Origin of the sequence: Acidisphaera sp. S103 (assembly GCF_009765975.1) — a bacterium.
In the GTDB taxonomy this organism is placed as follows: Bacteria; Pseudomonadota; Alphaproteobacteria; order Acetobacterales; family Acetobacteraceae; genus Rhodopila.
This window is the reverse complement of sequence record NZ_LMUJ01000101.1, coordinates 49794-56367: the sequence shown is the minus strand read 5'-3', so window position 1 is coordinate 56367 and position 6574 is coordinate 49794. Positions and strand designations below refer to the sequence as shown.

Below are 6574 nucleotides of genomic sequence, written 5' to 3'. Positions count from 1 at the left end.
TGTTCGCCCGCCTGGTCAAAGCCAATCTCATGCATCTGCGCGGCTTCTGCCAACTTCTCAAACCGCCGCAAAGCGTCAAGGGCGTGCCCGGACAGGATGTCCTGATATGAGACAGTCTGATACCGTATCATATCAAGAAACGTGCCAGACAACCGTGGGACCCGCCCGGCCATGACGGTGAGAGTGTGCCGCACACGCTTAGCAACACAATCGACGGAATGAGCGTTCTGTGGCGGGCTTTATGCCCTCAGCGTATGGGCTTTTATGCCCCGGCGTATGGGCCTTTATGCCCCCAGGGTGTCTACGATATTCGCCAGCGTCGGCACCTGCGCCGACGGCCCGACCGTTGCCAAGGTTGGCGCTCCTCGGAAGTGGCGCGCCGCTGCGCGCAGGATATCGGCATCGGTGACGGCGTTGATCTTGCCCAGGACTTCCTCGGTGGGGATGATCCGGCCGAAGGTCTGGATTTGACGCGCGAGCTGCTCGCACCGGCTGCCGGTGCTTTCCTGCGACATCAGCAGGCTCGCCTTCAACTGCGCTCGTGCGCGGTTGAGTTCGGGGGCGGTGATCGCGTCCTGCACCTTGCCCAGTTCGGCCAGCATCACCGGCATCAGTTCGGCGGCCTCGCTTTCGCCGGTGCCGGCGTAGATGCCGAACAGTCCGCCGTCCTTGAACGGCGAGGCGAAGGAGTAAATCGAATACACCAGCCCGCGCTTTTCGCGGATTTCCTGGAACAGGCGCGACGACATGCCGCCGCCTAGCAGCGTCGACAGCAGGATCGTCGGGTAATAGTCCGGATCGGCATAGCCCACGGACGGGAAGCCAAGGACGACGTGCACCTGGTCGAGGTCGCGTTCCTCGCGGAATTCGCCGCCCTTGTAGACCGCGTCGTCGAACGTCGAGGGCGCGTGATTGGGCAGGTCAGCGAAGTGCCGCTGCACCAGATCCAGGACCTCCTGGTGGCGCAGCTTGCCGGTGGCGGCGACGACCACGTTGTTGTTGGTGTAGTTCCGCCCCATGTAGCCGGTCAGCGTGGACCGGGGCATGTTGCGGATCCCGTCCTCCGGCCCCAGCACCGGGCGACCGAGCGCTTGGTTCGGGTAGGCGGTTGTTTGGAAATGGTCGAAGATGATGTCGTCCGGGGTGTCGTTCGCTTGGCCGATTTCCTGCAGGATGACGCCGCGTTCGCGCTCCAGCTCCTCCGGCTCGAAGGCCGAATGGGTCAGGATGTCGCCGATGATGTCGAAGCCCAGCGCGGTGTCTTCCTTCAGCATCTTGACGTAGTAGGCGGTCTGCTCACGCGCGGTGTAGGCGTTGATGTGACCGCCGACGGCTTCGACTTCCTCGGCGATCTGCGCGGCGCTGCGGGTGGTGGTGCCTTTGAAGGCCATGTGCTCGAGGAAGTGGGAGACGCCGTTTTCCGCCTCGGTTTCGCTGCGCGAACCGGTGGCGACGTAGGCGCCGATCGAGACGGTCTCGACCCGTTCCATCCGTTCGGTGACGACGGTCAGGCCGGACGGCAGGCGGGTCAGTTGGATCGCGTCGTCCATGGTTTTCGGTATCTCTTCAACGATGTTCGTCACTGCATATGGGGTCGCGACCGGCGGTGCAACGCCAGAACGCAGGGAAGCCCTGGTATGCAGCGGGACGGGCGCTTTATCGGTAGTGGAGAAGGTAGCTGAAGCCGAGGAGTGTTATCCAGACCCACAGGACGAACAACCCGCCGAGTTGGAGGGTGAAGTTCCGGCGGCTGCGGGCGTCATTGATGCCTGGTAGGGCGTCGTTGAGGCGACCGGTCTGGGGTGTGCTGCTGTGGGTGGCCAGCATGATCGCCGACTTTGCTTCGACCAGGGCGTCGATGACGACTTCAACGATTCCCCTGGCGGCACGCCGGTCCATGCCTGAGGCTTCAAGCTTCCGGGCCATTTTCAGTGTGTCGAATGGTGCTATGGCCATGGTCCTAAACTATGGGATCGGCGGTGGTGGGTCCACCAACCTCGGGTTGACACGCGATCGTAGGCAAACACTAGGGGTGCAACAGAAAATACCGCATCACCGTCAGCATGACGCCCACGCCTATCACCATCATGCTGCCGAACTTGATAACGATTTCGCGGCGGAGAAGTTCATTTTCCGTCTTCAGTTGGGTGTGCAGCGTAGCGAGTTCCGTCTTCAGATCGATGCGCAGGCTGTCGATCGCGGCCGTGGTCCGAGCGACATCGGCCGTTGTCGCCAGTTCGCCGCCGTTCAGGCCCTCCACCAGGGCTTCGACCATGCCGGCGGCCACGGCTGACTCCAGGCCCGAGGCCTGAAGCTTACGAGCCATGCTGAGTGTGTCGAAGCGGACCGCGTTCATGGGGTGGGCCTGATGGTGTTGCGCCTGATCGATACAACACAGTCAGGTTGATAAACGGTTAACGACCCGTCGTGGCGGTCAGTAAACCACCACGGACCGGATAGACTCGCCGCGGCGCATCAGTTCGAAGCCTTCGTTGATTTGCTCGAACGGCAGGACGTGGGTGATCAGGTCGTCGATGTTGATCTTGCCGTCCATGTACCAATCCACGATCCGCGGCACGTCGGTGCGGCCGCGGGCGCCGCCGAACGCGGTGCCCATCCAGGAGCGGCCGGTGACCAGTTGGAACGGGCGGGTCGAGATCTCCTGCCCTGCCCCGGCGACGCCGATGATGATTGACTTGCCCCAACCGCGATGGGCGCATTCCAGCGCCTGGCGCATCACCTTGGTGTTGCCGATGCATTCGAAGCTGTAGTCGGCGCCGCCCTTGGTCAGGTCGACCAGGTAGGGCACCAGGTCGCCTTCGACCTCCGACGGGTTGACGAAATGGGTCATGCCGAATTTCTCGGCCATCGGGATGCGGCCGGGGTTCAGGTCCACGCCGACGATCTGGTCTGCACCAATCATGCGCAAACCCTGGATTACGTTCAGTCCAATTCCGCCCAACCCGAATACCACCGCTCGGCAGCCGGCTTCGGCCTTGGCGGTGTTCATCACCGCGCCGATGCCGGTGGTGACGCCGCAACCGATGTAGCAGACTTTTTCAAATGGCGCGTCGGACCGGATCTTTGCGAGCGCGATCTCTGGCAGGACGGTGAAGTTGGAGAAGGTGGAGGTGCCCATGTAGTGGAACACCGGTTCGCCGTCGCAGGAGAAGCGGCTGGTGCCGTCGGGCATCACGCCCTTGCCCTGGGTGCCTCGGATCGCCACGCACAAATTGGTCTTGCGCGACAGGCAGTATTCGCACTGCCGGCATTCCGGCGTGTACAGCGGGATGACGTGATCGCCCTTCTTCAGGCTGGTGACGTTCTTGCCCACGTCCACGACGATGCCGGCGCCCTCATGGCCGAGGATAGAGGGAAACAGGCCCTCGGCGTCGGCACCGGACAGGGTGTACTCGTCGGTGTGGCAGATGCCGGTGGCCTTGATCTCGACCAGGACCTCGCCTTCGCGCGGCCCCGCCAGGTCGATGGTTTCCAGGCTGAGGGTCTTGCCGGCCTTGCGGGCCACGGCGGCGCGAGTCTTCATCATCGTTCTCCGGGAGCTTGACGCCTCGATCTACCCGCTTCTTGCATCGGCGATCAACCGCCCGGGGCGGCTTGCCTGTCACCCACGATATGTCCGGTGATACTGTGCTCCACCGTCGGAGCGCGTGTCGGAACGCCCTCCTGAGCACCATCCTGGTGGAATCACAAGGGCGCTGTTCGTCGGCCCGGCTCTTGAAGGCGCTAAGGAAGGGTTAGCTGACGGCACGCCGGGTGGCGGCGCGTATCCCGGCAGGTTTGCCGGTAATTTCCGCTTCCACCTCGTGGAGCGTCGCGATACGGCACACCGTTTCCTCGACAGGCCGCTTAATCGCTGGTTCCCCGAGCCCGGATTACCCGTCCCTGGCCATCTCAACACGGCGCTGTCAAACCTCCGAGGCAAGAGCGGCACGCAGGAATTCCGCCCCGTACGGTCCTGTGGGGGGCACCTCATGATGGATGCCGCTATCGCGATTAAGGGGTTGATGCGGGGCTGGGGTTCCGCTACACCCCGCCGCCTGACTGCGCCCGTAGCTCAATTGGATAGAGCACCAGACTACGAATCTGGGGGTTGGAAGTTCGAGTCTTTCCGGGCGCGCCAGTTTTAGCGTTGGTAGCCAACGCTTTCCAGGGTTTCAGGCTCCGTCCGGACGGACGCGCTCTCTAACCCTTCCCACGGTATCCCTACGAACGATGCCAAGACGCCACCTTGGAACCGCTCCTGCCGGGTCGAAGTCTCGGAGGCGCGTTCGAATCGTGGACTAAACCTCCTGGCTGGCGTTAGATGAATCCGTTGCGCCTGCGTGATCGGAGTAGAGCGAAGCGACCGGACAACGGTTTCCCTCTGGGTCGGCATCGCGGGACGGGACTAACCTCATCCGGGCTGACCCATGCCGATTGCGACCGTCAAACAACTCTGCACCCCGAACGCCGTTGTCACGAGCGACAGCCTCGTCGAGCAAGTCGCACAGATCGAGGACCTTGCCTCCGGCAAACTGGATGGACGCGAGTTTTTTTCGCCACAACCACTTCACCGACGGCCTGGAACGGCTGGTTAGGCGAGGCTTCGACCGCCTGGCCGGCAAGGCCGACGACGGCGCTTTCTACCTCACGCAGGCCATGGGCGGAGGCAAAACTCATAGCTTGATAGCGTTCGGTCTTCTAGCTTCAGATCCGGGCCTTCGCCATGAGATTGTCCCGAACATCACCAGCGGCAACGATTTCGGTGCTGCCAAGGTCGTCATTTTCAACGGCCATCAGAACCCAGAAACCCTTCTCTGGGGCTATCTCGCCGACAAGCTCGGCCGCCCCGAAGCCATGGCGCCGTTCTGGCGCAACGGTGCGAAAACACCCGGCGTGGACGAATGGGTCAACGTGTTGGGGACCGAGCCTGTCCTTATCTTGCTGGACGAACTGCCAAGCTATCTTCAGATGGCTCAAGGCGAGCCGGTCGGTTCGACGACGCTCGGCGATCTCACCATTGGCGCCCTGGAGCGCTTGTTCAATGCCCTGCCCCGTTGCCCGCGGGCCTGCGTGGTCGTCACGAACCTGAAGGACGATGTCTATCTTGGCAGGCAAGGGCAGCTTCGTTGTCCCCGGTCGACTTCCTCAAGCAGGTGTTCGCCAACTACCGGCCGGATACGAACTTCAATCCGCTCGGCAAGGGCGCTTCGGGGATATTTTCGCCGGGCTTGTTGAAGCTGATACGGGAGGATGAGCGCAACGCACACGGCGAGGTTGGACGGCTGGACCACGATCCCGTGTGCGACTGTCAGGATTACGACGTAATGACCGGGTTTGACTGCGTCGTGACGCAGCAGACAGACAGACGGGCTTCGGTGTCCGTGCGGTTCGTGAACGGCGCTACGTCCACCAGCGTGTCGTTTGTGCTGGCCCGCATCGGTAACGAGTGGCGTATCGACGACGTGGCCGACCCACAAATGCCAAGCCTGAGGCGTTTCCTAATCCCCTGAATTGCCGCCAACCAGTATATCGGCATGCTGGGCAAGTGGGCCGCCATGGAGTTGCTGCTCAGATTTCCCATAGGGCCCCATTGGGTTACTGTCGCTCCTGTCGCGCGGAATATCCGGATTGCCTTGACCTGCGCGACACGCAACCGCGTTTAAGAATAGCCAAACAGCGTGACCTCGAGCACTACCTGAAAACTCGTGAGCACCCGCGCTGCGGGTGAAAGAGGGACTATGTCGCCAAACCCAACCGTGATCATCACAATGACACCGAAGTAGAACATGCGAGGGAAGGACAGAGGTGGTCGGTTTGGTCGAGACAGCTTTTGTTTTCTATAAGTGGATTCCTCTGCCGGTTGATGGTGTAGCCCACGGTTCTCGGCGCATCGAGAAGGGAGGGTTCAGCCCGACCGTAGCGAATGCCCCGAGAACCGTGCCGGAATTTATGCTGCCGCCGGCAGCAGCGGTAGATGATTGAAGTAAAGCGTGACCCGCCTTCGGCCGTCAAAGCTCGAATGCGGATGTCTTGTGTTGTAAGCCGCCAGATAGCGGTCGAGCAAAACACACGACCTTCTTCACACACGCGGCAGTTTTGCATCAACCTCTGTGCACCGATACTAAGTTGCCGCAAACTGAGGGTTATGACCAGAGATACCACCACGGACGAGGCGCCATGGCCAGCTTTCGCACTTCCGCGCGATACCGCCGTTCATGGCTACCGCATTGAACGCGTACTCGGAAGCGGTGGGTTTGGTATCACTTATCTCGCGTACGATATGTTACGACAACCCTTCGCCATTAAGGAGTATTACCCACGTCAATTTGCAGTACGGCAGCATCTGAACGTGCTGGCGGCCTCAGCCGAGGACATGCTTCTGTTCGAGGAATGCCGGGAACGCTTCCTGCACGAAGCACAGGCGCTGGTATTGCTCAGCCGTGCTGATTCCACGAGCGACGGCATCGTGCATGTGCAGACCTACTTCGAGGCGCATGGCACCTGCTTCCTGGTGATGGACTACATCGAAGGGACGAGTCTCGCGAGCGTGCTGCATGAGGAGCCGGATGGG

7 protein-coding genes, 1 tRNA gene and 1 pseudogene are annotated in these 6574 nt (G+C 61.6%); 4 read left to right on the top strand and 5 right to left on the bottom strand.

Annotation, left to right across the window (positions count from 1 at the left end; genetic code table 11):
• Nucleotides 1–284: 284 nt before the first annotated feature.
• The 4 genes from GSQ89_RS32760 to GSQ89_RS32745 form a co-directional block, all read right to left on the bottom strand.
• A complete protein-coding gene (locus GSQ89_RS32760; RefSeq protein ID WP_158932310.1) occupies nucleotides 285–1550 on the bottom strand; it encodes a pitrilysin family protein in 1266 nt (421 codons plus the stop codon).
• A gap of 106 nt (nucleotides 1551–1656) precedes the next feature.
• Nucleotides 1657–1926 (bottom strand): hypothetical protein, encoded by a 270-nt coding sequence (locus tag GSQ89_RS32755; protein WP_158932309.1) that lies wholly within the window; start codon nucleotides 1924–1926, stop codon nucleotides 1657–1659.
• Between the two features lie 100 nt (nucleotides 1927–2026).
• Nucleotides 2027–2356, bottom strand: coding sequence for a DUF1640 domain-containing protein (locus GSQ89_RS32750; protein ID WP_158932308.1), 330 nt, complete (start codon nucleotides 2354–2356; stop codon nucleotides 2027–2029).
• Between the two features lie 78 nt (nucleotides 2357–2434).
• A complete protein-coding gene (locus GSQ89_RS32745) occupies nucleotides 2435–3544 on the bottom strand; it encodes an S-(hydroxymethyl)glutathione dehydrogenase/class III alcohol dehydrogenase (RefSeq protein WP_158932307.1) in 1110 nt (369 codons plus the stop codon).
• 520 nt (nucleotides 3545–4064) lie between these two features.
• Between GSQ89_RS32745 and GSQ89_RS32740 the strand changes: the two genes are divergently transcribed.
• From GSQ89_RS32740 to GSQ89_RS32730, 3 genes are all read left to right on the top strand, one after another.
• Nucleotides 4065–4141: transfer RNA gene (locus GSQ89_RS32740), tRNA-Arg, on the top strand.
• Between the two features lie 398 nt (nucleotides 4142–4539).
• A complete protein-coding gene (locus tag GSQ89_RS38850) occupies nucleotides 4540–5238 on the top strand; it encodes a DUF499 domain-containing protein (RefSeq protein WP_216856545.1) in 699 nt (232 codons plus the stop codon).
• The gene (locus tag GSQ89_RS32730) at nucleotides 5232–5513 is read left to right on the top strand and encodes a DUF3828 domain-containing protein (protein ID WP_254073473.1); all 282 of its coding nucleotides are present in this window, start codon (nucleotides 5232–5234) and stop codon (nucleotides 5511–5513) included. The genes GSQ89_RS38850 and GSQ89_RS32730 overlap by 7 nt, the downstream gene beginning before the upstream one ends.
• Nucleotides 5514–5662: 149 nt before the next feature.
• On the opposite strand, the gene GSQ89_RS40385 is transcribed toward GSQ89_RS32730, so the two are convergent.
• Nucleotides 5663–5806, bottom strand: a complete 144-nt coding sequence (locus GSQ89_RS40385) for an ion channel (RefSeq protein WP_371734323.1) — start codon at nucleotides 5804–5806, stop codon at nucleotides 5663–5665.
• 342 nt (nucleotides 5807–6148) lie between these two features.
• Between GSQ89_RS40385 and GSQ89_RS32720 the strand changes: the two are divergent.
• A pseudogene (locus tag GSQ89_RS32720) lies at nucleotides 6149–6574 on the top strand (hypothetical protein); the annotation flags it as partial.

What these genes read in the sequence shown, in the direction of transcription:
- GSQ89_RS32760 (WP_158932310.1), bottom strand. Translation starts at nt 1,550, where the DNA reads ATGGACGACGCGATCCAACTGACCCGCCTGCCGTCCGGCCTGACCGTC.
- GSQ89_RS32745 (WP_158932307.1), bottom strand. Translation starts at nt 3,544, where the DNA reads ATGAAGACTCGCGCCGCCGTGGCCCGCAAGGCCGGCAAGACCCTCAGC.
- GSQ89_RS32755 (WP_158932309.1), bottom strand. Translation starts at nt 1,926, where the DNA reads ATGGCCCGGAAGCTTGAAGCCTCAGGCATGGACCGGCGTGCCGCCAGG.
- GSQ89_RS38850 (WP_216856545.1), top strand. Translation starts at nt 4,540, where the DNA reads ATGGACGCGAGTTTTTTTCGCCACAACCACTTCACCGACGGCCTGGAA.
- GSQ89_RS32750 (WP_158932308.1), bottom strand. Translation starts at nt 2,356, where the DNA reads ATGAACGCGGTCCGCTTCGACACACTCAGCATGGCTCGTAAGCTTCAG.